Consider the following 19,735-nt stretch of genomic DNA (forward strand, 5'->3'; position numbering starts at 1 on the left):
GTCACGAGTCGCCCGGTGCCGGGGCGGAAGTGCGCCCGCGGCCGCCGGCCTGGCGGAAGGCGGCGAGCCTGGCGGCCGCGTCCTGCCCGCTCCGCGCCGGCCTGGGCGCCGGCGCGCGCTGCGCGGTCATCGACTCCGCCAGCGTCTGCCCGCGTCGCCGCCTGGGCAGCAGGTCCCCGCTCTCCTCCTCCGGAGCGGGCGTGGCCGGCGCGGGCACGGCGGGCGGCTCGGCGGGCGGCTCGGCGGGCGGCTCGGCGGCGGCCCTGGGCTGGGTGATCAGTTGGCGCGGGATCAGCACCACGACGCCGGTGCCGCCGCGGGCGGACGGCCGGAAGCTGACGGTGAAGCCGTACTTGTCGACCAGGCGGCCCACCACCGCCAGGCCCAGCCGGGTGCCGGACAGAGTACGCAGGTCGAGGGGCTCGGTCACGAGCCTGGCGGCGTGGCGGCGTTCGCGCGGTCGCATGCCCAGGCCGCTGTCCTCGATGGTGATCACGATGCCGGCGTCCTCCTCGTCCACGTACACGTGGACCTCCGTGCCCTGCGCCGAGAACGTGGCGGCGTTGTCCATCAGCTCGGCCAGCGCGTGCATCACGCCCTCGGCCGCGTACCCGACCACGGCGGAGGTGCTGGAGGAGTGCGGGCGGATGCGGCGATAGGCGCCGATGCGGCCCATCGCGCCACGCAGGATGCTCTCCATCACGATCGGACGGGTCCACCGCCGTCCCGAACGGCCGCCGCTCAGCAGGGCGACGTTGTCGGCCAGGCGGCCCATCTGGGACACGCTGTGGTCGAGGTCGAGCAGGTCGGCGAAGATCTCCTCCTGGTCTCCGTACTGCTCCTCCAGCTCGCGCAGGCGGGCGAGCAGGCTGGTGGCCTGAGCCTGTACGCGGGCCGCGGCGCCGGCGCAGGCAGCCACGACCGCGGCCGCCTTGCGTTCGCTGTCGCCGAGGTGGCGGGCCGCCTCGGTCAGCAGATCATGGAGCGGGCCGGGCTCGGGTACGCGCATTCCGTCCAGCGCGGCCTCGGCGGGCATCCGGTCGTTCTGGATGCGTTTGACCAGCTCGGGCAGGGTCTCGGCGGTCAGGCGGGAGATCTGGTCCATGGCCGCCGCGTGAGCGGCCTCGGCTGCGGCGTGGGCCGCCTGGGCCGCGGCGCGGTCGCGTTCGAGCGCGCCGAACTCATGTGCGGCCGTCGCGAGCAGGCGCCGCAGCGGGGCGTCCACGGGCTGCGGCAGGCCGGCCAGCGCGTTCGCCGCCGGGACGCCCGCGCGGAACCGGCGGGCCAGCGCGGGCAGCGATTCCTCGGCCGCCCGCAGCACCTCCCGCTCCAGGCGGGCCAGCGCGCCGTCGGACCGCGCGGCCCGCTCGCGCAGCACGCGGCCGGCGGCCACGAGGTGGACGATCGCGGCGGCGGCGCAGGCCAGCAGGAGGGCCGAGCCGCCGCCGGCCAGCGCCATCGGCCCTCTGGTCCCGGCCGGGGAGGCCCACACCGCCCACAGCCACACGCAAACCATGACGATCGTCGTGCCGAGGAAGGCCAGAACCGCCAGTTCCTTGGGTGAGAGCCTGCGTTGCGGTGCTTCTGCTGACATCTGCGGTCCTCGGGACGGTGGCGGCGAAGCGTGGTGGCCGCGTCGAAACTAGCTGCTTCCCCGGGCGGCATGCGGCTGTCCGCTGTCGCTTCGCGACGGAGCGCGACGGGAAAATCACCGTAGCACCACGTCTCCCTACAAGAACAGACAACAATCGCAGAACCACCGGTTTCAGGAGTAACAGAACGACATCGGGCGGGGCTGACGGGTGCCCCCATGCCTTCGCGGCGCCTCGGACTCAGGTGGCCGGGCATGCGGTTTTCATGCGGAGATCATGCGGCCGGTGATCGATCGTGGTCAATGACGTCAGTCGCGCTACGGAGGTTACGCATGAAGCACATCCGACACGCAGCCGTCCGCGTCCTGGGCGTTATTTCCGACCAGGAACCCGGGGCGGTTACGCCCGGGAGGAATCGCTTCCCTAACCTGAGCTCGTGTCCGGAGGTCACTCCGGACGCTTCTGGTACTCGATGTACTCCTTGATGATCGACAGGGGCGCTCCCCCGCAGGATGCGGCAAGGTAGGACGGCGACCAGAAATGACCGCCCCACAGATAACAGCGGCGCAGGATCTCGTCGGAGAACATCTTCCGCCGGTATTTGGGTGTGAACACCAAAGGTGCGTGCAGGTTGTAGGCCACACGGCGGCCTCGCCGGATATCGGGGTCCGGTTCCCCTCGCGGTGACCTGCGTCACACGATAGTATGTTCGATGTGAAACTGGTGGTGCAGGTGAGGCTTCTGCCGACGCCTGAGCAGGCGGCGGCCCTGCAGGCCACGCTGCGCGCCGCCAACAAGGCCGCCGACCTTGTTTCGCGCATCGCCTTCCAGCAGCGGTGTTTCCGTAACTTCGACCTGCGTAAGCACGCCTACGAGCAGGTCAAGGCCGACTGCGGGCTGGCCGCGCAGGCCGCCCAGCACGTGATCAAGAAGGTCTGCGACGCCTACCGCGCCCTGCATGCCAACCTGGCCGCCGGAAGGATCGGCGCGGCGAGTCAAAGCCGAGAGCAAACCGATCTCCTTCCGCTCCCTGGCGGCTCAGCCGTACGACGACCGGTGCCTGTCCTGGCAGCACGCCGATCGGACGGTGTCGATCTGGACGACCGCCGGGCGGCTGCGCGGCATCGCCTTCACCGGCTCGGCCCAGCAGCTGGCGCTGCTGGCCAGGCACCGCAAGGGTGAGTCTGACCTGGTGCGGCGGGAGGGCATGTGGTTCCTGCACGCCACCGTCGAGGTAGCGGATGTCCCGATCACCGCGCCGGAGGGGTTCCTCGGGGTGGATCTGGGCATCGCCAACATCGCCACCCTCTCCGACGGGATCCGGCACAGCGGCAAGGCCCTGAACGCGGTCCGGCACCGGCACCGTGAGCTGCGCCGCCGGCTGCAGGCCAGGGCCACCAAGTCGGCCAAGCGGCTGCTGAAACGGCGCCGTCGCAAGGAGGCCCGCTTCGCCGCGGACGTCAACCACCGCATCGCCAAGCAGGTCGTGACCGAGGCAGAACGCACCGGTCGTGGCATCGCCCTGGAAGATCTCCAGGGCATCCGCGACCGGGTACGGCTTCGCAAGCCCCAGCGGGTCACGCTGCATTCGTGGAGCTTCCACCAGCTGGGAGCCTTCATCGGCTACAAGGCGGCCCGGGCCGGGGTCGCCGTGATCCATGTGGATGCGTCCTACACCTCCCAGCAATGCTCGCACTGCGGGCACGTGGACAAGAAAAACCGGCCCGACCAGGAAACCTTCTCCTGCACGTCGTGCGGCTTCGCTGAGCACGCCGACGTCAACGCAGCCCGCAACATCGCCTCACGCGGTGCGGCGGGCTGGGCAGTGAGTCACGCTGCCTGACGCGGACCGGACCGTCGACGCCATCGACGGCGAGGAGCTGCAAGCTCGGTCGCTTACGGCCGAGAAGCTGACGATAGTCGAGACTTGATCACCGCTCCTTGACGATCCGATGATCGTCGGCGTCCGCGATGACCGTGCTTGCGGAGGGCGGCCTCCGGGTCGAGACCGTCCTCACCCACCTGCCGGACGCCCCAGGGGCTCAAGATGGGATCCCGCGAAGAGGGCGTGAGACTGCCCTGGTCAGAGATGGATCTGGCTTCCCTGGTCGTCGACGAAGTCCGCCGTCTCGTCGTCCAGCCATAGGCCGCCCGTCGCCAGGTAGCGGAACCTGTGAACGCCCGTGGGCAGGATCACGGAGATGGTGCGGGTGCCGTTGCGGCGGGGCACCAGCTCGTGCTTGCCGGGCTCCCATCCGTTGAAGTCGCCGACAACGCTGACCACGCCCAGCGGTTGCTGGACAGGCATGCTGAAGGTGACCCGGGTCTTGTTGCCGAACAGCCGTGCGCGCTTGAGCATCGGGGGGTGCTCCTCTCTCGGTCGAGCAAGCCTCAGCCTTCCGCGCGCCGGGTCACAGCGCAGCACGACACGCGGGACGTAACGTGACGTTCACGGCGTTTTTCGACGTTACGTCGGCACAGGTCACACCACGTCGATGCCGATGATCAGTGGTCATCGGCTCCTCGGTCGAAAGTACGCCTGATTCGCGCCGATCGGCCGGCTCAAGTCGAGCCGTTCTATCGATGAGCCGCCATCGCCTCGGGCGTCACGATCGGGGTCATGACCGACAAGACCACGACGGGTCCCTTCACCGCCAGGGCGAGGGCCGGGTGGAGCGTGCCCGCAGCGCTGATCGCGCTCAGCGCCGTTCCCATGATCGCCGGTGCCGTCCGGCTGACCGAGCTGACCGGCGGCGCGGCGATCACCCCAGACAACGCGCGGTTCTTCGCGGCGCCCCTGCCCGTGGTGTCGCACATCATCAGCGTCGGTCTTTACTGCATTCTGGGGGCCTTCCAGTTCGCGCCCGGCTTCCGCGGCCGAAGGCCCGGCTGGCACCGCGCCGCCGGGCGGCTTCTCGTCCCGTTCGGGCTCGTTGCCGCGCTTTCAGGTCTGTGGATGACTTTCTTCTATCCACGCCCTGAGGGTGATGGCGATCTCCTCGCCGGCTTCCGGCTCGTGTTCGGCCTCGCCATGCTCCTGTCCATCGTCCTCGGCTTCGCCGCGATCCGGCGCCGGGACATCGCCCGGCACCGCGCCTGGATGATCCGCGGCTATGCGGTCGGCCTCGGCGCGGGCACGCAGGCGGTGGTCCTGACGCTCTGGTCCGTGGCCCACGGCATGCCTGGCGAATTCCCCAGAGCGCTGCTCATGGGCGCCGCTTGGGCGATCAACCTCGCCGTGGCCGAATGGATCATCCGCAGGCGGTACCCGGCCCGCGCTCGCAGGAGGCATGGCGAACCGGCCTCCGGACGCGGGCAGGAGCAGCGTGATGATGACGGTCAGACGCTTCCGCGGCGCACATCAGCACCACGAACTTCACGTTAACCCGCCCTTTCCCGCAGACGGCGATCGGCGGGCGGCTGGAGGGACAGGTGGACAGGGGGATTAGGGAGACAGATATTGGACGGGAGTGGAGGTTGCTATGAACGTACGCTTGGACCATCTCGTCTGCTGGGTCGCCGACCAGCTCAGATCGCTGGACTTCTACACGGAGGTGATCGGCCTGCCCGCGGTGCGGGCCGAGGAGTTTCGCGAGGGGAAAGCGGCTTTCCCCAGCGTGCGGATCTCGGCCGAGAGCATCATCGACCTGATGGCGTACGAGGCCATCAGGGGCGTGGACGAGGGCACCGGTGTGAAGGGCAGCGCCGGACATCCGATCAACCATTTCTGCCTGGCCGTCAGCAGGGAGGATTTCGACGCCCTGCAGGTACGGCTGAAGCAGCACGGCGTGGCGATCACCGGAACCGGGACCAGCTCTTTCGGCGCCCAGGGCATCGCTCCGGAGACCATTTATTTCCCCGACCCGGATGGCAACGTCCTGGAAGTCCGCTATTACGACTGACCGGCCCGGCGCAGTTTTGCCCGCACGGCGCGGCGCACCAATGGGCCCATGTCCTCCAGGGCCGTCACCAGCACGGCCAGTTCCTCCAGCGCGTCCATGGCTTGGGCGGCCCCGTCGGCGTCCACGCCTTCGTACAGCTCCAGGCCCACGAACGCCGCCGCCACCGCCTTGGCCAGCCCCGCCACGTCCACGAACTCGGCCAGTGGCGATCCCGCGAGCACCCGCCCGAGCGCCTGCTCGACCTCGGCGATCCACCGGTTGAGGCCGCCGGCGGTGGCCGGGGCCAGCTTGGCGTCGGTCTGGCCGCCCGCGAGGAGCTGGGCCAGCGCCGCCACGTTGCCTTCCGCGCGTTCTTCCGCGTGCAGTGAGCGGCCCAGATCGAGCAGCTCGCGCAGGGAGGTCACGGCGGCGAAGCGGTCGCGGTAGAGGGCGACGCGCTGCTGCGAGCCGTGTTCGCAGGCGGCGGCGAGGAGCTGGTCGACGCTGCCGAAGTGGTAGAAGACCAGGGCCTGGTTGACGCCCGCCGCGGCGGCGATCGTCCGGGCGGAGACTCCCGCGATGCCCTGCTTCTTGAGCGTTTCGAGCGCGGCGTCGAGCAGCTTGGTACGGGTGTCGGCCACCAAGTTTCCTTATGTGTCAGCAGCGGGCGTCCTCTCGCCTGGGTTTCACGTTAGCGGGAATGCCGTGCGACGCGAGGTCCACGTACTGCACCGTGAAGCTGCCCCAATAGCCGAAGATCCGGCCCAGCCAGGGGTTGGACACCGTCACCGCGATCCGGAAGCGCTCCGCCCGGTCGTCGAAGTGCTCGCTCACCACCGCCGTGCCCGTGACGGCCGGGGGGATGGGGACGGCGAGCGGGCCCTCCAGGAACCGCTGGCGGCCCGAACGGATGATCAGCCCGCCCCGGTCGTCCACGGAGAGGTCGAGCGGGGTGGCTATGTGCTGGTGGCTGCCCAGATAGTCGACGACCTGGGCGCGGACGTCGTTGTAGACCATGGTCGCGTCGAAGCGGCTGCCGGGGAAGGTGCGGACGAAGGTGACGGTCTCGCGGCCGTAGGAGTCGGCGTACGGATAGTTCTGGATCTGGAAAGGGATGTTCCGGCCGGCGTCCGTGACGAGGACGTTTCTCCGGCTGCCGAGCGCCAGGAACGGGCGGACCAGGGGGCCGGCGTTCCAGATGCGGTTCATGACGCCTGTGCCCACGCACGCTTCGCCGCTTTCGAGGCCGACTCCGAAGCGGCGCTGGAGTCGGGGGTGGAGGCGGGCGAACTCGCTGCCGAGCGCGCGCTGGAAGATCGAGGGCATGGTCGCTCCAATCCGGTCAGGGTGGACGGCGCAGGCAGCGGCGGGCTGCCGGCGTGCCGGGCAAGGGCGGGACGGCCAGTACGGCCGCGAACACGGCGACGGCGGCGACGGGCGGCAGGGTCCAGACCGCGAGCCCGGCCGCGGCGCCTCTGGCGGCCGTTTCGGCGAGGGCCTGGCGCAGCGACCGCTCGGGCGTTCTGCCGGTCTCCAGCCACAGCCGCAACCGGTCGAACGACCAGGCGGTGGCCCACCACATCAGCCGGCGGGGGAGGACGCGCGGGCGGTAGCCGTACGAGGTGAGGAATCGGACTCCACCGGCCGCCGGGATGTAGCGCCAGTAGCCGGAGCCCGAGCGAATGGGTGAGAGCGGGTGGCTGGAGCCGAAGCGGAGCGCGGACGTGCGGCCGCCGTCGAGCCCGTGCCGATCTCCCGTGCTCACCCCTACGCCGCTGATGCCGAGCGTGGAGTAGCGGAACCGGCCGCGCCGGAGGTGGTCGATGCGGCCGAAACGCAAGTCCCAGCGCTGGTGCCGGGCGGGGTCCTGGGTGGCCCGCCATACGTCCTCGAGGTTCGCCCTGATCCGGGTCTCAACGTAGAGCCGCATGATCGATTCCATTCTTAAGCAGTCGCTCAATTAGACGATAGACGCTGTTGAGCGATCGCTCAACCGCTGAAGTGTCGGCCGGGTCTGGTAGACAGGCCGCATGGGTGTGAGCGTCGATGAGTTCCTCGACATGCTGGACGAGTTGCCCGAGGTCAAGCTGCGGCACGCGGGCGAGTGGATCGGCCTGAAAGTGCGCGACAAGGGGTTCGGCTACCTCTGGGAGGCCACCGAGACCGTCGGGCTCAAGGCCACGATCGAGGAGCAGATCGCTCTGGTGAACGAGCGGCCCGAGGTGTTCGAGGAGCAGTTCACGGCCGGGCGGTTCGGATGGGTTGTGGTGCATCTCGACAAGATCGACGCTGATGAGCTGTTCGAGCTGACCGCCGAGGCGTGGTGCCTGACCGCGCCCAAGCAACTGGTGGCCGACTTCGAGGCCACCCACCAAATCGGGCAGCAGGTGCGTCCCGGGTAATCTCAGGCGGCGTGATCAACCTGAACATCCGGCTGCGTGAATGGCGCGAGGAAGACGCGCCGGTCGTACTCAACGCATTCCAGGCCACTGATCTGCGACAGCAGGCGGCCTTTCCCGTTGTCACGCTCCAGGACGCCATCGGATGGATCGCGTCCTGGCGCGGGGTCGGCCATGCCTTCGCGGTGACGATCGACGATCCCGCCGGCGGTGAGCGGGTGGTTGGGAACGTCGCGGTGGCGCGGATCGACGGGCACGACAACGGCTGGGTGTCCTATTGGGTGGTGCCCGAGGCGAGGGGGCGGGGGATCGCCGTGGCGGCCACCGAGAAGCTGGCGCGGTGGGCGTTCGACGAGCGCGGGCTCTTCCGGCTGGAGCTGGGGCACCGCACGAACAATCCGGCCTCGTGCCGGGTCGCCGCCAAGGCCGGGTTCCGGCCCGAGGGCATCGAACGGGGCAAGCTGCGCTACGACGGTGTCCGTTACGACGTGGAGCGGCACGCCCGCCTGGCCACCGACTGAGTCGCCGGCCTGCCGCCATGGATCGGACCCCGGCTGCCCCCTGGCGCCGGCCGAAGTCCCCAGCGCCTGGCCAGCGGGTGACCCGCTGATCTACCCTTTCTTGGGTGAATAGCGAGAGTCTGGCCGCGGCCAGACTGCTGGCGGCTCTGAGCCGGGCATCGGAGATCCTGGCGGAGTTGCATCACCCCTTCGTCAGAAGCCGGCACTTCTCCTATTTCATCCCGCCGGCCGGTGCCCGCACCGGTGCCGTCTTCACGCTGCCCGACGGCCGCGAGGTGCGCTTCGAGGTCTGCATCTCCACCTCCGGCGACGCCTTCCACGTGGAGGGCTCGATCACCGCCGAAGTCGAGACGATTCTCGCGCTGCCTCGCAAGAGCGTCCTGGGCATCCACGACGCGCTCGCCGTGCTGGACGACTACGCCGGCGACGTGGCCGCATCCGCCGATCGCACCATCGATCAGCTGCTGGAGGACCTCGTCTGACTGTCCGCCTCGCGGCACGTCAGCGGATCCTGGTGGGCACGGCCATGAGCGGCTGCCTGCGCAACCTCGGTCTTCGCGACCGGACCCGAGCTCGCGGTCCGGGTGTCTCGGCACTCCTCCGGGAGATAAGTTCGAGAATGCCATTGGACAATACTGTCTAGTTGTCAGACAATGCTGGGGTGAAGAACGGACCTCTCGCCGTCGTCGCCGCGTCCGTGCTCTGGGGCACGGCCGGCACGGCTGGGCTGCTCGTCTCCGCCGACTCCGTGGCGCTGGCCGCCGCGCGGCTGGTCATCGGGGGCGCGGCGCTCGCGCTGGTCGCCGGAGCGGGCATCAGGCGGGCGATCAAGCCGGGCCTGCTGCTGGCCGCCGTCGCGGTGGCCGCCTACCAGCTGTGCTACTTCGCCGCCGTCGGCCGTACCGGCGTGGCGATCGGCACCGTGGTCGCCATCGGCAGCGGGCCGGTCTTCACGGGAGTGCTCTCCTGGGCGCTGCACGGGCGCCGGCCGAGCGGGCGGTGGACCGTGGCGACAGCGGCCGCGATCTGCGGTTGTGCGGCGCTCATCGTGGGCGGAGGTGCGCAGGCGGGCGGGCAGGTCGTGTCCGGCATGCTGTTCGCGCTGCTCGGTGGGTTGCTCTACGCCTTCTACGCGGTCATGGCGGCGCGCGCGATCGGGGAGGGGGCGCAGTCCGACGCGGTGATGGGTGTCCTGTTCGGCGGGGCGGCGGCGATCATGCTGCCGGTGCTGCTGATGAACGGCGTCGCGTGGCTGGGCGAGCCACGCGGCATGGTCGCCGTCCTCTACCTGGGGCTCGGCACCACGGCTCTCTCCTATTTCCTGTACGGCCGAGGGCTGCGGACCACTCCCGTGGCCACGGCCGCCACGCTGACCCTGGCCGAGCCGGCCGTCGCCGCGTTGCTCGGCCTGGTGGTGCTCGGCGAGCGGCTGGCCCCCGTCTCGCTCGCCGGGCTCGCGCTGCTCGCGTTGAGCCTGGTCGCTGTGGCCATACCGGAAAAGGCGGCGGCAGCAGGAAAGGCGGCCGTACCGGAAAGGGCGTTAGAGTCGCAGGCGTGACGTTGCCGCTCAGACCCGTCTCCACCGTCGGGGCGCTCGCCGACGCGCTGCGCAGCAGGGTGCTCTCCGGCGAGATCGCGCCCGGCACCCCGCTGCCCGAGCAGGAGATCGCCGCGGCGTACGGCGTGGCCAGGCCGACCGTGCGGGAGGCGCTGGCGAGCCTGGTCCACGAAGGGCTGCTCAGACGCGAGCGCAACCGCAGCGCTTATGTTCCCGAGGTGACGATCGCGGACCTCGAGGATCTCATGTACGTCCGCCGCCCGCTCGAAGACCTCATGGCGCAGGCCGTGGCGGGGCGGCGGGTTCCGGCGGCGGAGGCCGCGCTGCACCGGCTGGCCGCCTCGCCCGCGGGCGCGCCGTGGTCGGCGACCGTGGCCGAGCACATGGCCCTGCACCAGGCGTTGATCGAGGCCGTCGGCAGTCCGCGGCTCGAACGGCTCTACGGCGTGCTGGCGGCCGAGACCAGGCTCGGGCTGGTGCGGCTGCGGGAGGTTTACAAGAACAGGGACCTGCTGGTGCGCGAGCATCGCGAGCTGCTCGATGCGATCGCGGACGGGCCGCAGGACGCGGCGCGGGCGGCGGTGGCGGCGCACCTCAGCCACTCCTGGGGCGATCAGCACACAGGTCATCCGTACCATTGAGCGCGAACCCTTGCGGGACTGGCCGGTAACTCGCAAGAATCGCGGCCATGCACGGCAACCCGATGCCGGACTCCTACGTGTATGTCACGGAAGAAGGCGTCACCCGTCACTACGCGGACGGTAGCGTCGAGGCCCTTGCGTGGGAGGACGTGGTGGAGGTCCGTGTCGTCACCGAATCCGGGGAAGACGTCCTCTACATCCTGCTCGATCGTGACGGCGAGGGCTGCGTCGTGCCGCGCTCGGCCACGGACTCGGCCTTCCTGACCCGGCTCCGCTACCTCCCGGATTTCGACCTCGACCGGCTGACTCTGGCCTCGGAGTCGGCCCACGACGGGGTTGTGGTCGTCTGGCGCAGCCCGGATCCGCCGTCCGCATTGCCGGATCTGGAATATGACTAGCCGGTTTACCTAGCGGCCACCTGCTGAAATGTTGCCGTAAACGTCACATTTCCCCTCACCGGGCGCTGCCACTTGTGGACCGTTCCGTCAAGCCCCGGGACCCCTCGACATTCGTCCGATTGTGGACATTTGACGTTATTCCCCACACTGGAATCGATCTTTACTCTTTAGTGGGGGCCGCCGCCCTTAGTAACGCGTGGGACTTGTCAACCCATGTGGTGCAAGGAACGTCAAGTTATCGCGGTGCATGTAGTTATCACAGGGTGGTGCTATGAGGGTGGGGACTGGGGAGTCCGCTGTCGTGCTCCTCGGGGCCGTGCCGCGCCGTTCGTCCAGTATCTGGACGCGGGCGTACTTACGGCTCCTGTTATACGGGGATACGGTGTGCGCGCTGCTCGCCTGTGTCTGCGTGCTGGGCGTCCGGCTGCTCGCCGGGGTGTTCATTCCATGGGCCGAGTTCCTGCTCGGATTCGGCCTGGTCATCGCCTGGCCCATCACGCTCATGATGGGCGGCGCGTACCGCCAGCGCGCCAACGGCGAGGGGACGGAGGAGTTCAAGGCGGTGTTCAACGGCGGCGTGGGCCTGATGGCCGCCGTCGCCATCATGGCCTACGCCACGCAAACCGCGATCGCGCGCAGTTTCGTGATGGCGATGCTGCCGCTGGCATTGCTGGCCACGCTTTATTACCGCTACAAGATGCGCAAGCGGCTCCACCGGAGGAGAGCGGTGGGCGAGTACATGCGCCAGGTGATCGCGGTCGGGCACCGGGAGTCGGTTCTGGATCTGGTGGTGCAGTTCAGGCGCCAGCCGTATCACGGAATGCGGGTGGTGGGAGCCTGCCTTCCTGAGCACGCGATGGACCTGGACCCGGACCCGGACCTGGACGGCATCCCGGTGCTGGGCTCCTTCGGCGACGTGGCGAGCGTCGTCGAGCGGGAGCAGGCCGACGCCGTGGCCGTGCTGGCCTGCCCGGAACTGGACGGCGCCGCGCTGCGCCGGCTGGCCTGGAGCCTGGAGACCTCCCGTACCGATCTCTTCGTGGCACCGGCGCTGCTGGACGTGTCCGGGCCGCGCATCAGCATCAGGCCGGTCGCGGGGATGCCGCTCCTCCACGTGGAGCATCCTGAATTCGACGGCACCAAGCAGCTCGTGAAGACGGTCTTCGACCGGCTGGTCGCGGGGGCCGCGCTGCTGCTCCTGGCGCTGCCGCTGCTGGCCATCGCCCTGGTGATCCGCCTCACCAGTCAGGGACCCGCCCTCTTCTACCAGACCAGAGTCGGCAAAGGCGGCAAAGATTTCCGTGTCGTGAAATTTCGTACGATGGTGGTCGATGCGGAGCGGCTCAAGGACACCCTTCTTGGCGCGAACGAGTTGGACGGGGTGCTCTTCAAGATTAGGAACGATCCAAGGATCACCAGAGTAGGCGCCTTTCTGCGCAAATATTCTCTCGACGAGCTGCCTCAGTTGCTGAATGTCCTGCGTGGCGAGATGTCCCTCGTCGGCCCGCGCCCGCCGCTGCCGGAGGAGGTCGCCGCGTACGGCATCGACGTCCGCCGCCGCCTGGTGGTCAAGCCGGGGATGACCGGGCTCTGGCAGGTCAGCGGCCGCTCGGACCTGACGTGGGAGGAGTCCGTACGGCTCGACCTGCGTTACGTCGAGAACTGGTCGCTCATCCTCGACCTGCAGATTCTCTGGAAGACCTGGTCCGTCGTCACCCGTGGAGAAGGGGCTTACTAGCGGTGAAAGCACTCGTGCTCGCAGGGGGATCGGGCACACGGCTTCGGCCGATCACGCACACCTCGGCCAAGCAACTGGTGCCGGTGGCCAACAAGCCGGTGCTGTTCTACGGCTTGGAGGCGATCGCGGCCACCGGGATCAGAGAGCTCGGTCTGGTGGTCGGCGACACCCAAGCGGAGATCGAGGCGGCCGTGGGCGACGGCTCGGCGTTCGGGCTGCAGGTGACCTACCTGCGGCAGGAAGCGCCGCTCGGGCTGGCCCACGGCGTGCTGATCGCCCGGGAGTTCCTCGGCGACGAGGACTTCGTCATGTACCTCGGTGACAACTTCGTCGTGGGCGGCATCAACGGCCTGGTGGACAGGTTCACGCGGGAGCGCCCGGCCGCCCAGATCATGCTCACCAGGGTCGGCGACCCGCGCCAGTTCGGGGTCGCCGAGCTGGACGTCAAGGGCCGGATCGTCGGCCTGGAGGAGAAGCCCGCGCAGCCCAAGAGCGATCTGGCGCTGGTCGGCGTCTACCTGTTCAGCCCGGCCATCCATGCGGCGGTGGCCGAGCTGAAGCCGTCGTGGCGGGGCGAGCTGGAGATCACCGACGCCATCCAGTGGCTGATCGAGGCGGGCCTGCGCGTGGAATCCTCGGTGATCTCCGGCTACTGGAAGGACACCGGCAACGTCACCGACATGCTGGAGGTCAACCGGCTGGTCCTGGAGTCGCTGGAGCCACAGGTACGCGGCCGCGTGGATCAGGTCAGCGAGCTGGTCGGCCGGGTCGTCGTCGAGCGCGGAGCCGTGGTCGAGCGCTCCCGGATCGTCGGTCCGGCGATCATCGGGGACGGGGCGCGGATCAGCGACAGCTACGTCGGCCCCTTCACCTCCATCGGCGCCGGCTGCGCGCTCACCGACAGCGAGATCGAGTATTCGATCGTGCTGCCCCGGGCCTCCATCGCCGGGGTGGGCCGCATCGAGTCGTCGCTGATCGGCCACGACGTCGAGGTCACCCCGGCGCCCAATACGCCAAGAGCCCACCGCCTCGTGCTGGGCGATCACAGCAAGGTGCAGATTTCTTCATGACAAAAGTCCTGGTGACGGGCGGTGCGGGGTTCATCGGCTCGCACTTCGCCCGGAGCCTCCACGACGTGCACGTGACCGTCCTCGACAAGCTCACGTACGCCGGCAATCGGGCCAACCTCGAAGGAGTCCGGCACGAGTTCGTGCACGGCGACATCTGCGACGCCGGCCTGCTCAAGGACGTCGTCCCCGGCCACGACCTGGTGGTGAACTTCGCCGCCGAGTCCCACGTGGACCGGTCGATCGAGGGCGCGGCGGAGTTCATGCGCACGAACGCGCTCGGCACGCAGACGCTGCTGCAGGCGTGCCTGGACGCGGGCGTCCCGAAGGTGGTCCAGGTGTCCACCGACGAGGTCTACGGCTCGATCGACGCCGGCTCGTGGGACGAGAGCGCGCCGCTGCGGCCGCGCTCGCCGTACGCGGCCTCGAAAGCGAGCGGTGACCTGATCGCCCACGCGTACGCGATCACGTACGGGCTGGACGTCTCCATCAGCAGGTGCGGCAACAACTACGGCCCGCGCCAGTATCCGGAGAAGATCATCCCGCTGTTCGTCACCCGGCTGCTGCGCGGCGAGAAGGTGCCGCTGTACGGGGACGGCGGCAACGTGCGGGACTGGATCCACGTCGCCGACCACTGCGCCGGAATCCGCCTGGTCGCGGAGAAGGGCGCGCCGGGCGAGGTCTACCACATCGCGGGCACGGCGGAGCTGACCAACAAGGAGCTCACCGAGCGCCTGCTGGACGCCTGCGGCCGCGACTGGGACCTGGTGGAGCGCGTCGAGGACCGCAAGGGCCATGACCGCAGGTACTCGCTGGACGACGCCAAGCTGAGGGCGCTCGGCTACCGGCCGGAGATCCCCTTCGACCAGGGGCTCAAGGACACCGTCCGCTGGTACGCCGATCACCGGGACTGGTGGGCCGGCTGATCAGGTCTGATTGGGTAGGAGACGGGATGAGGTGGCTCATCACGGGCGCGGGCGGCATGCTGGCCGCGGACGTGCTCGACAGGGTGGCGTTGACCGGCGAGCCGGTGCTCGGGCTCGGCCGGGCGGAGCTGGACCTGTGCGACAAAAGGGCGGTACGCGACTTCGTGTCCGCCTACCGGCCCAGAGTCGTGATCAACTGCGCCGGCTGGACCGCGGTGGACGAGGCCGAGACGCGCGAGGCCGAGGCGCTGGCGATCAACGGGCATGCCGTGCACTGGCTGGCCGAGGCCTGTGACCTGGCCGGCGCGCGGCTCCTGCACGTGTCCACCGACTACGTCTTCGATGGGACCAGCGGCCTGCCGTACCCGGAGGACGCTCCGGCCAGGCCGGTCAACGCGTACGGGAGGACGAAGCTGGCGGGGGAGCGGGCGGCGCTGGAGCACGGGCATCACGTGGTGCGCAGCGCCTGGTTATACGGCGCGCACGGTGCCAACTTCGTGCGGACCATGATCAGGCTGGCCGGGGAGCGGCCCGTCCTGGACGTGGTCGACGACCAGCGCGGGCAGCCGACGTGGACCGCCGATCTGGCCGACTTCCTCGTCCGGCTGGCGCAGTCGGACCAGCCGCCGGGTGTCTACCACGGCACCAGCGCGGGCGAGACCACCTGGTGCGGGTTCGCCAAGGAGATCTTCACGCTGCTCGGTGCGGACGCCGGCCGGGTGCGCCCGGTGCCGACCTCCGCCTTTCCCCGCCCGGCCCGGCGCCCGGCCAACAGCGTGCTGGCGCACACCAAAGGGCAGCCGATCCGGCACTGGCGCGCGGCGCTGCACGCGGCGTGGCCCGTCCTGACGAGGAGCCCTCAGTGCAGCGTGGCGTAGAACTCCGCGCACTTCTGGTAGTCCGGCAGCAACCCGGCCGCGAGGGCCTCCTCCAGGGACGGCGCCTTGGCGTCCTTGTCCGACAGCACGGGCTCCAGGCCGGACGGCCAGTCGATCCCGATGGCCGGGTCGAGCGGGTGAACCCCGTGCTCGCCGCCCGGGTTGTACGGCTGCGAGCAGATGTACACGACCGTGGCCTGTTCGCTCAGCGCCATGAACGCGTGCCCGAGACCCTCGGCGATGAGCACGGCCCTGCGCGTCTCGTCGTCCAGGGGCACCGCCTCCCAGCGGCCGAACGTGGGCGAGCCCACCCGGAGGTCCACGACCACGTCCATGACGCTGCCGGAGACGCACATCACGTATTTCGCCTGACCGGGCGGCACGTCGGCGAAATGCACGCCGCGGAGCACGCCCGCGCGGGAGACGGAGCAGTTGATCTGGGCCACGTCCAGCCGGTGCGGAAGTTCGGCCGCCCGGAAGGCCTCGAGGAAGCTGCCACGGGGGTCGGCATGCACACGTGGCGCGTACAGCCACGCGCCGTCGATCGAGAGGCGATCCATGATCGCAGCATGCCACAAGGGCTGAATCATGAGGAGTGAATGATCAATGATGACCGCTGTCTTCTCCAACAGCCGCGTGTCCGACGACGCCCGGCGCGAGCTGCTCTACCAGGGCGAGGTGTTCGTCTACTCGGCCTCGCCCGCCATGACCGAGCTGGTCGGCTTCGCCCGGGAGCTGATATCCGAGGCGTTCGGCGGGTTAGACCCGGAGACCGCGCAACACGAGATGCCGGTTGAGGACTTCGCCAAGCTGCTGGCCGACCTCAAGCCCCGCTTCATCCACCACCCCCGGTGCAAGGAGCTGCTGCCCGCCGTCATCGCCGAGCGCGGCTGCGACCTGGACCAGACCTATTTCGACGTGCCCAGGCTGCGGACCTCCACGTCCAACGACTACCTGGTCTCCGGCATCTCCTACGCCTTCCACCCGCATCGCGACTGCTGGTATTCGGCGCCGTTCTGCCAGGTCAACTGGTGGATCCCGGTGTTCGACGTGGTCCCGGAGAACGTCATGGCCTTCCACCCGCGCTACTTCGACCAGCCGGTACGCAACAGCAGCCGGGTCTACGACTATGCCGAGTGGAACCGTACGAGCCGCCAGAACGCGGCCGCCCACGTGCGCGACGACACCCGCGTCCAGCCGAAGCCCGAGGAGCCGATCGAGCTGGAGCCGCAGGTCAGGGTGGTGCCGGAGGCCGGCGGGGCGCTCATGTTCTCCGGCGCGCAGCTCCATTCCACCGTGCCGAACACCTCGGGCAGGACCCGGTTCAGCATCGACTTCCGCACCGTGAACATCGGCGACGCGCGTGCCCGCCGCGGCGCTCCCAACGTGGACGCCGAGTGCACCGGCACGACGCTGCGCGACTTCGTGCGCTGCAGAGACCTGGCCGCGATGCCGGAGGACCTGGCCCAGCAGTACGAGGCCGCGGCCCTGGCTGGAGTGAGCTGAATGATCACCTGCCGACTGTGCGGCTCCGAGGAGCTGGCCGGGGTCGTGGACCTCGGCGCGACCCCGCCGTGCGAGCTGTTCCTGACCGCTGAGCAGCTCGCCGCCCCCGAGCCCACCTACCCGCTCCACCTGCGGGTCTGTACGCAGTGCTGGCTGGCCCAGCTCCCGCCGCTGATCACGCCGGAGGAGACGTTCACCGAGTACGCCTACTTCTCCTCCTTCTCGACCTCCTGGGTCGAGCACGCGCGGCGGTTCGTGGACGGGGCGGGGCTGCGGCCCGGCTCGTTCGTGGTGGAGGTGGCCAGCAACGACGGCTACCTGCTCCAGCACGTGGTCGAGCGGGGCGTGCGCTGCCTGGGCATCGAGCCGTCGGCCAACGTCGGCAGGGCCGCCGTCGAGAAGGGGGTGCCGACGCTCACCGCGTTCCTGTCTCCGGAGCTCGGCCAGCGCGTGCGGGCCGAGCACGGGCCCGCCGACCTGGTGGTGGCCAACAACGTGTACGCGCACATCCCGGACGTCGTCGGCTTCACCAAGGGCCTGCGGGCGCTGGTGGCCGACGACGGCCGGGTCTCCATCGAGGTGCAGCACCTGCTGACGCTGATGGAGCTCAACCAGTTCGACACGATCTACCACGAGCACTTCCAGTACTACACGGTCGCCTCGGCGCAGCGGGCGCTGGCCGGCGGCGGGCTGCACCTGGTGGACGTGGAGCTGCTGCCGACGCATGGCGGGTCGATCCGGCTGTGGGCGCAGCCGGGCGAGGCGCCGGTCTCGCAGCGGGTGGTCGACGTCCTGGCCCAGGAGAAGGCCGCCGGGCTGCACGAGCTGTCGGGTTATCAGGACTTCGCGGCGCGGGTGGCCAAGGTGCGGCGCGACCTGCTGCGGTTCCTCATCGACGCCGCCGACGCCGGCAAGACCGTGGTCGGGTACGGCGCCCCGGGCAAGGGGAACACGTTGCTCAACTACTGCGGGATCCGGCCGGACCTGCTGGCGTACACGGTGGATCGCAATCCGTACAAGCACGGCAGGTTCACGCCCGGGTCGCGGATCCCGGTCCTGGCGCCGGAGCGGATCGCCGCGGACCGGCCGGACTACGTGCTGGTGCTGCCGTGGAACCTGCGCGACGAGCTCGTCGAGCAGCTGTCGTACGTCCGTGAGTGGGGCGGCCGGCTGGTCTTCCCGATTCCGCGTCTGGAGGTCGTCGGATGAAGGTCGTCCTCTTCTGCGGCGGGCGCGGCACCCGGATGCGCAGCGACGCGCCCGGCGGGGACATGCCGAAGCCGATGCAGCTCGTCGGCCCACGGCCGCTGGTCTGGCATGTCATGCGCTATTACGCGCACTTCGGCCACAAGGAGTTCATCCTGTGCCTGGGGTACGGGGCACAGTACATCAAGGACTTCTTCCTGACATATCAGGAAACGGGGTCGAATGACTTCATCCTGCGTAACGGGAAGATCGAGTTGTTATCCACGGACATTTCGGACTGGTCGGTGTCGTTGATCGACACCGGGCTCGACTCCCCGATCGGCGAGCGGCTGCGCCGCGCCCGCCCGTACCTGGACGGGGACGAGATGTTCCTGGCCAACTACGCCGACGTGCTCACCGACGCCCCGCTGCCGGACATCATCGGCCGCTTCGCCGCCTCCGACGCCGGCGCCTCGATGATGGTCGTCCCCCCGACCAACACCTTCCACGTGATCGACGTCAGCGAGGGCGGGCTGGTCGGCGGCATCACCCCGGTCAGCGAGATGCCGCTGTGGGTGAACGGCGGCTTCTTCGTGCTCCGCCAGGACGTCTTCGAGCACATCCCGGAGAACGGCGACCTGGTCGCCGACGGCTGCGCGGAGCTGGCCAAACGGGGGCGGCTGCTCGCGTACCCGCACCGCGGCTACTGGCGGCCGAGCGACACCGTGAACCAGCGCCTGGAGCTGGATCGTGCCTGGGCGCGGGGCGAGCGGCCGTGGGCCCTGTGGGAAGCATGATCGGGCTGCGCCCCGCGGGGCCGCAGGCGGTGGTCGCACTCGGCGCCCACTGCGACGACCTCGCGATCGGGGCCGGCGGGAGCCTCTACACGCTCTGCGCGGCCCGCCCCGGGCTGCGCGTGGACGCGCTCGTGCTGTCCGGCGGCGGCACCGAGCGCGAGGACGAGGAGCGTACGGCGCTCGCGGCGTTCTGCCCGGGGGCCGACCTCCGGGTCACCGTGCTGAAGATCCCCGACGGGCGGCTGCCCGCGCACTGGGACGAGGCCAAGAACGCCCTGGAGGACCTGCGGGCCAGGACCGGGCCCGACCTGATCTTCGCGCCGTGGGCGGGCGACGCCCACCAGGACCACCGCGGCCTGGCCCAGCTCGTGCCGACCGTCTGGCGCGACCACCTGACACTTGGCTACGAGATCGTCAAGTGGGACGGCGACCTCGGGCGCCCCTCGGTCTACCAGCCGCTCGCGGACGGCGTGGCCGAGACCAAGGTCCGCCTGCTGCAGGAGCACTACCCGTCGCAGCGGCACCGCCCCTGGTACGACCGGGAAGCCTTCCTGGGGCTGGCCCGCATCCGCGGCATCGAGTGCGGCGCCCGGTACGCCGAGGCGTTCCACGTGACCAAACTGACCATTGATCTGGCTGGAGGCTGAT

The 19,735-nt window shown here is 69.7% G+C and carries 25 protein-coding genes; 18 read left to right on the plus strand and 7 right to left on the minus strand.

Annotated elements, in window-relative coordinates:
- Nucleotide 1 precedes the first annotated feature (1 nt).
- Both ACTMTI_RS46940 and ACTMTI_RS46945 read right to left on the minus strand, forming a co-directional pair.
- A complete protein-coding gene (locus ACTMTI_RS46940; protein ID WP_441127356.1) occupies nucleotides 2-1,594 on the minus strand; it encodes a sensor histidine kinase in 1,593 nt (530 codons plus the stop codon).
- Nucleotides 1,595-2,039: 445 nt separating this feature from the next.
- The gene (locus tag ACTMTI_RS46945) at nucleotides 2,040-2,252 is read right to left on the minus strand and encodes a transposase (protein ID WP_441127421.1); all 213 of its coding nucleotides are present in this window, start codon (nucleotides 2,250-2,252) and stop codon (nucleotides 2,040-2,042) included.
- Between the two features lie 54 nt (nucleotides 2,253-2,306).
- Between ACTMTI_RS46945 and ACTMTI_RS46950 the strand changes: the two genes are divergently transcribed.
- Nucleotides 2,307-2,774, plus strand: coding sequence for a hypothetical protein (locus ACTMTI_RS46950; protein WP_441127357.1), 468 nt, complete (start codon nucleotides 2,307-2,309; stop codon nucleotides 2,772-2,774).
- Complete coding sequence (locus tag ACTMTI_RS46955) at nucleotides 2,680-3,435, plus strand: RNA-guided endonuclease InsQ/TnpB family protein (protein WP_441127358.1); 756 nt, start codon at nucleotides 2,680-2,682, stop codon at nucleotides 3,433-3,435. The genes ACTMTI_RS46950 and ACTMTI_RS46955 overlap by 95 nt, the downstream gene beginning before the upstream one ends.
- 240 nt (nucleotides 3,436-3,675) lie before the next feature.
- Here ACTMTI_RS46955 and ACTMTI_RS46960 read toward each other — a convergent pair whose 3' ends face one another.
- Nucleotides 3,676-3,951, minus strand: a complete 276-nt coding sequence (locus tag ACTMTI_RS46960) for an isoamylase early set domain-containing protein (protein WP_441127359.1) — start codon at nucleotides 3,949-3,951, stop codon at nucleotides 3,676-3,678.
- Nucleotides 3,952-4,269: 318 nt separating this feature from the next.
- Between ACTMTI_RS46960 and ACTMTI_RS46965 the strand changes: the two genes are divergently transcribed.
- Together ACTMTI_RS46965 and ACTMTI_RS46970 are read left to right on the plus strand one after the other, a co-directional pair.
- Entirely contained in the window at nucleotides 4,270-4,977 is a 708-nt protein-coding gene (locus ACTMTI_RS46965) for a DUF2306 domain-containing protein (protein ID WP_441127360.1), read from the plus strand.
- Nucleotides 4,978-5,074: 97 nt separating this feature from the next.
- Nucleotides 5,075-5,494, plus strand: coding sequence for a VOC family protein (locus tag ACTMTI_RS46970; RefSeq protein WP_441127361.1), 420 nt, complete (start codon nucleotides 5,075-5,077; stop codon nucleotides 5,492-5,494).
- Here the strand turns inward: ACTMTI_RS46970 and ACTMTI_RS46975 are convergent.
- Genes ACTMTI_RS46975 through ACTMTI_RS46985 form a run of 3 tightly spaced genes read right to left on the minus strand, consistent with a single transcriptional unit; the run spans nucleotide 5,485 to nucleotide 7,403 of the window.
- Nucleotides 5,485-6,114 carry a TetR/AcrR family transcriptional regulator gene (locus ACTMTI_RS46975; protein ID WP_441127362.1) on the minus strand — a complete coding sequence of 210 codons (630 nt, stop codon included), beginning with the start codon at nucleotides 6,112-6,114 and terminating at the stop codon, nucleotides 5,485-5,487. The genes ACTMTI_RS46970 and ACTMTI_RS46975 overlap by 10 nt on opposite strands.
- A 16-nt stretch (nucleotides 6,115-6,130) precedes the next feature.
- Entirely contained in the window at nucleotides 6,131-6,799 is a 669-nt protein-coding gene (locus tag ACTMTI_RS46980; RefSeq protein WP_441127363.1) for a DUF4166 domain-containing protein, read from the minus strand.
- A gap of 16 nt (nucleotides 6,800-6,815) precedes the next feature.
- A complete protein-coding gene (locus ACTMTI_RS46985) occupies nucleotides 6,816-7,403 on the minus strand; it encodes a hypothetical protein (protein WP_441127364.1) in 588 nt (195 codons plus the stop codon).
- 130 nt (nucleotides 7,404-7,533) lie between these two features.
- Between ACTMTI_RS46985 and ACTMTI_RS46990 the strand changes: the two genes are divergently transcribed.
- From ACTMTI_RS46990 to rfbD, 10 genes are all read left to right on the plus strand, one after another.
- Nucleotides 7,534-7,875, plus strand: a complete 342-nt coding sequence (locus ACTMTI_RS46990) for an MmcQ/YjbR family DNA-binding protein (RefSeq protein WP_441127422.1) — start codon at nucleotides 7,534-7,536, stop codon at nucleotides 7,873-7,875.
- Nucleotides 7,876-7,886: 11 nt separating this feature from the next.
- Nucleotides 7,887-8,393 carry a GNAT family N-acetyltransferase gene (locus tag ACTMTI_RS46995; RefSeq protein WP_441127365.1) on the plus strand — a complete coding sequence of 169 codons (507 nt, stop codon included), beginning with the start codon at nucleotides 7,887-7,889 and terminating at the stop codon, nucleotides 8,391-8,393.
- Between the two features lie 104 nt (nucleotides 8,394-8,497).
- On the plus strand, nucleotides 8,498-8,875 hold the full coding sequence (locus ACTMTI_RS47000; protein ID WP_441127366.1) for a hypothetical protein: 378 nt from the start codon (nucleotides 8,498-8,500) through the stop codon (nucleotides 8,873-8,875).
- A 179-nt stretch (nucleotides 8,876-9,054) separates the two neighbouring features.
- Nucleotides 9,055-9,951: a DMT family transporter gene (locus ACTMTI_RS47005; RefSeq protein WP_441127367.1), complete on the plus strand. Its 897-nt coding sequence runs from the start codon at nucleotides 9,055-9,057 to the stop codon at nucleotides 9,949-9,951.
- The gene (locus tag ACTMTI_RS47010) at nucleotides 9,948-10,592 is read left to right on the plus strand and encodes a GntR family transcriptional regulator (RefSeq protein WP_441127368.1); all 645 of its coding nucleotides are present in this window, start codon (nucleotides 9,948-9,950) and stop codon (nucleotides 10,590-10,592) included. Before ACTMTI_RS47005 ends, ACTMTI_RS47010 begins: the two co-directional genes overlap by 4 nt.
- 47 nt (nucleotides 10,593-10,639) lie before the next feature.
- Nucleotides 10,640-10,990 carry a hypothetical protein gene (locus tag ACTMTI_RS47015; protein WP_441127369.1) on the plus strand — a complete coding sequence of 117 codons (351 nt, stop codon included), beginning with the start codon at nucleotides 10,640-10,642 and terminating at the stop codon, nucleotides 10,988-10,990.
- Between the two features lie 271 nt (nucleotides 10,991-11,261).
- Nucleotides 11,262-12,728 (plus strand): sugar transferase, encoded by a 1,467-nt coding sequence (locus tag ACTMTI_RS47020; protein ID WP_441127370.1) that lies wholly within the window; start codon nucleotides 11,262-11,264, stop codon nucleotides 12,726-12,728.
- A 2-nt stretch (nucleotides 12,729-12,730) separates the two neighbouring features.
- A complete protein-coding gene (locus tag ACTMTI_RS47025; RefSeq protein WP_441127371.1) occupies nucleotides 12,731-13,798 on the plus strand; it encodes a glucose-1-phosphate thymidylyltransferase in 1,068 nt (355 codons plus the stop codon).
- Nucleotides 13,795-14,721, plus strand: a complete 927-nt coding sequence (rfbB, locus tag ACTMTI_RS47030; protein ID WP_441127372.1) for a dTDP-glucose 4,6-dehydratase — start codon at nucleotides 13,795-13,797, stop codon at nucleotides 14,719-14,721. Before ACTMTI_RS47025 ends, rfbB begins: the two co-directional genes overlap by 4 nt.
- 26 nt (nucleotides 14,722-14,747) lie before the next feature.
- Nucleotides 14,748-15,599: a dTDP-4-dehydrorhamnose reductase gene (rfbD, locus tag ACTMTI_RS47035; protein WP_441127373.1), complete on the plus strand. Its 852-nt coding sequence runs from the start codon at nucleotides 14,748-14,750 to the stop codon at nucleotides 15,597-15,599.
- Here rfbD and ACTMTI_RS47040 read toward each other — a convergent pair.
- On the minus strand, nucleotides 15,581-16,159 hold the full coding sequence (locus ACTMTI_RS47040) for a dTDP-4-dehydrorhamnose 3,5-epimerase family protein (RefSeq protein ID WP_441127374.1): 579 nt from the start codon (nucleotides 16,157-16,159) through the stop codon (nucleotides 15,581-15,583). The genes rfbD and ACTMTI_RS47040 overlap by 19 nt on opposite strands.
- A 46-nt stretch (nucleotides 16,160-16,205) precedes the next feature.
- On the opposite strand from ACTMTI_RS47040, the gene ACTMTI_RS47045 reads away from it, so the two are divergent.
- The 4 genes from ACTMTI_RS47045 to ACTMTI_RS47060 are packed head-to-tail and all read left to right on the plus strand — an operon-like array spanning nucleotide 16,206 to nucleotide 19,734.
- Nucleotides 16,206-17,105, plus strand: a complete 900-nt coding sequence (locus ACTMTI_RS47045) for a hypothetical protein (protein WP_441127375.1) — start codon at nucleotides 16,206-16,208, stop codon at nucleotides 17,103-17,105.
- The gene (locus tag ACTMTI_RS47050; protein WP_441127376.1) at nucleotides 17,106-18,314 is read left to right on the plus strand and encodes a methyltransferase domain-containing protein; all 1,209 of its coding nucleotides are present in this window, start codon (nucleotides 17,106-17,108) and stop codon (nucleotides 18,312-18,314) included. It begins immediately after the preceding gene.
- Nucleotides 18,311-19,087, plus strand: a complete 777-nt coding sequence (locus ACTMTI_RS47055) for a glucose-1-phosphate cytidylyltransferase (protein WP_441127377.1) — start codon at nucleotides 18,311-18,313, stop codon at nucleotides 19,085-19,087. The genes ACTMTI_RS47050 and ACTMTI_RS47055 overlap by 4 nt, the downstream gene beginning before the upstream one ends.
- Nucleotides 19,084-19,734 (plus strand): PIG-L deacetylase family protein, encoded by a 651-nt coding sequence (locus ACTMTI_RS47060; RefSeq protein ID WP_441127378.1) that lies wholly within the window; start codon nucleotides 19,084-19,086, stop codon nucleotides 19,732-19,734. Before ACTMTI_RS47055 ends, ACTMTI_RS47060 begins: the two co-directional genes overlap by 4 nt.
- Nucleotide 19,735: the final 1 nt, after the last annotated feature.

Origin of the sequence: Nonomuraea sp. H19 (assembly GCF_052068215.1) — a bacterium.
In the GTDB taxonomy this organism is placed as follows: Bacteria; Actinomycetota; Actinomycetes; order Streptosporangiales; family Streptosporangiaceae; genus Nonomuraea.

Coding starts and splice junctions, on each gene's coding strand:
- ACTMTI_RS46940 (WP_441127356.1), bottom strand. CDS start 1,594: ATGTCAGCAGAAGCACCGCAACGCAGGCTCTCACCCAAGGAACTGGCG.
- ACTMTI_RS46960 (WP_441127359.1), bottom strand. CDS start 3,951: ATGCTCAAGCGCGCACGGCTGTTCGGCAACAAGACCCGGGTCACCTTC.
- ACTMTI_RS46970 (WP_441127361.1), top strand. CDS start 5,075: ATGAACGTACGCTTGGACCATCTCGTCTGCTGGGTCGCCGACCAGCTC.
- ACTMTI_RS46980 (WP_441127363.1), bottom strand. CDS start 6,799: ATGCCCTCGATCTTCCAGCGCGCGCTCGGCAGCGAGTTCGCCCGCCTC.
- ACTMTI_RS46985 (WP_441127364.1), bottom strand. CDS start 7,403: ATGCGGCTCTACGTTGAGACCCGGATCAGGGCGAACCTCGAGGACGTA.
- ACTMTI_RS46990 (WP_441127422.1), top strand. CDS start 7,534: ATGCTGGACGAGTTGCCCGAGGTCAAGCTGCGGCACGCGGGCGAGTGG.
- ACTMTI_RS47015 (WP_441127369.1), top strand. CDS start 10,640: ATGCACGGCAACCCGATGCCGGACTCCTACGTGTATGTCACGGAAGAA.
- ACTMTI_RS47020 (WP_441127370.1), top strand. CDS start 11,262: ATGAGGGTGGGGACTGGGGAGTCCGCTGTCGTGCTCCTCGGGGCCGTG.
- rfbB (WP_441127372.1), top strand. CDS start 13,795: ATGACAAAAGTCCTGGTGACGGGCGGTGCGGGGTTCATCGGCTCGCAC.
- rfbD (WP_441127373.1), top strand. CDS start 14,748: ATGAGGTGGCTCATCACGGGCGCGGGCGGCATGCTGGCCGCGGACGTG.
- ACTMTI_RS47040 (WP_441127374.1), bottom strand. CDS start 16,159: ATGGATCGCCTCTCGATCGACGGCGCGTGGCTGTACGCGCCACGTGTG.
- ACTMTI_RS47045 (WP_441127375.1), top strand. CDS start 16,206: ATGATGACCGCTGTCTTCTCCAACAGCCGCGTGTCCGACGACGCCCGG.
- ACTMTI_RS47050 (WP_441127376.1), top strand. CDS start 17,106: ATGATCACCTGCCGACTGTGCGGCTCCGAGGAGCTGGCCGGGGTCGTG.
- ACTMTI_RS47055 (WP_441127377.1), top strand. CDS start 18,311: ATGAAGGTCGTCCTCTTCTGCGGCGGGCGCGGCACCCGGATGCGCAGC.
- ACTMTI_RS47060 (WP_441127378.1), top strand. CDS start 19,084: ATGATCGGGCTGCGCCCCGCGGGGCCGCAGGCGGTGGTCGCACTCGGC.